Genomic DNA, 962 nt, shown 5'->3' with positions numbered 1-962 from the left:
CCTGAATCCATCTCGAACTCAGAAGTGAAACAGACATGCGCCAATGATAGTGTGAGGTCTCCTCATGTGAAAGTAGGTCATCGCCAGGGTTTTATTAAAGTGACGATAAGTAGTAATGGCTTTAAATGTCACTGAAGTACTTGCAAAGTGTAAGTGAGCGATACATGCCGGCGTAGCTCAGTTGGTAGAGCAACTGACTTGTAATCAGTAGGTCCCGGGTTCGATTCCTGGTGCCGGCACCATCTAAATTAAGTTGGCCGTCAAACAAAGTGTTGACAATCATAGCATCTTGAAAGACAATAGCGTTCTTTTTGGAGGGGTTCCCGAGCGGTCAAAGGGATCAGACTGTAAATCTGACGGCTCTGCCTTCGAAGGTTCGAATCCTTCCCCCTCCACCAGTATTAAGAAGAAAAATAGCGGGTGTAGTTCAATGGTAGAACTTCAGCCTTCCAAGCTGATAGCGTGGGTTCGATTCCCATCACCCGCTCCAATTACAGTGAAGATGTTTGCTTATATAATGATCTAAGCATATATATAAGCCCACATAGCTCAGGCGGTAGAGCACTTCCTTGGTAAGGAAGAGGTCGTTGGTTCGAGTCCAGTTGTGGGCACCATGAAATATTAATTTAGCATATGGGGAGACTTTCCAATGGCGAAGGAAAAATTTGAGCGTAAGAAGCCACACGTTAACGTGGGTACTATTGGTCACGTTGACCATGGTAAAACAACTTTGACTGCAGCGATTACGACAATTATGGCGAAAAAGTTTGGCGGTACGGCTAAAGCGTACGACCAAATTGATGCTGCGCCAGAAGAAAGAGAGCGTGGAATTACAATTTCTACAGCTCACGTAGAATATGAATCAGCTACAAGACACTATGCGCACGTAGATTGCCCAGGACACGCTGACTATGTTAAGAACATGATCACTGGTGCTGCGCAAATGGACGGAGCGATCTTAG

1 protein-coding gene, 4 tRNA genes and 1 rRNA gene are annotated in these 962 nt (G+C 45.4%); all 6 read left to right on the top strand.

Features of this window, described 5'->3' with window-relative positions:
* Positions 1 to 89, top strand: a 5S ribosomal RNA gene (rrf, locus tag E1P08_RS17060); the annotation flags it as partial.
* Between the two features lie 77 nt (positions 90 to 166).
* A tRNA-Thr gene (locus E1P08_RS17055) sits at positions 167 to 242 on the top strand.
* Between the two features lie 71 nt (positions 243 to 313).
* Positions 314 to 398, top strand: a tRNA-Tyr gene (locus E1P08_RS17050).
* Positions 399 to 416: 18 nt separating this feature from the next.
* Positions 417 to 490: transfer RNA gene (locus E1P08_RS17045), tRNA-Gly, on the top strand.
* Between the two features lie 48 nt (positions 491 to 538).
* Positions 539 to 614, top strand: a tRNA-Thr gene (locus tag E1P08_RS17040).
* Between the two features lie 35 nt (positions 615 to 649).
* A partial coding sequence (locus E1P08_RS17035; protein ID WP_242602519.1) for a GTP-binding protein occupies positions 650 to 962 on the top strand: 313 nt, incomplete at its 3' end.

The sequence above is a fragment of the Legionella rowbothamii genome (genome assembly GCF_900639985.1).
Lineage (GTDB): Bacteria > Pseudomonadota > Gammaproteobacteria > Legionellales > Legionellaceae > Legionella > Legionella rowbothamii.
Note: the sequence above shows the minus strand (reverse complement) of the source record. Positions and strands in the feature narration are given on the sequence as shown.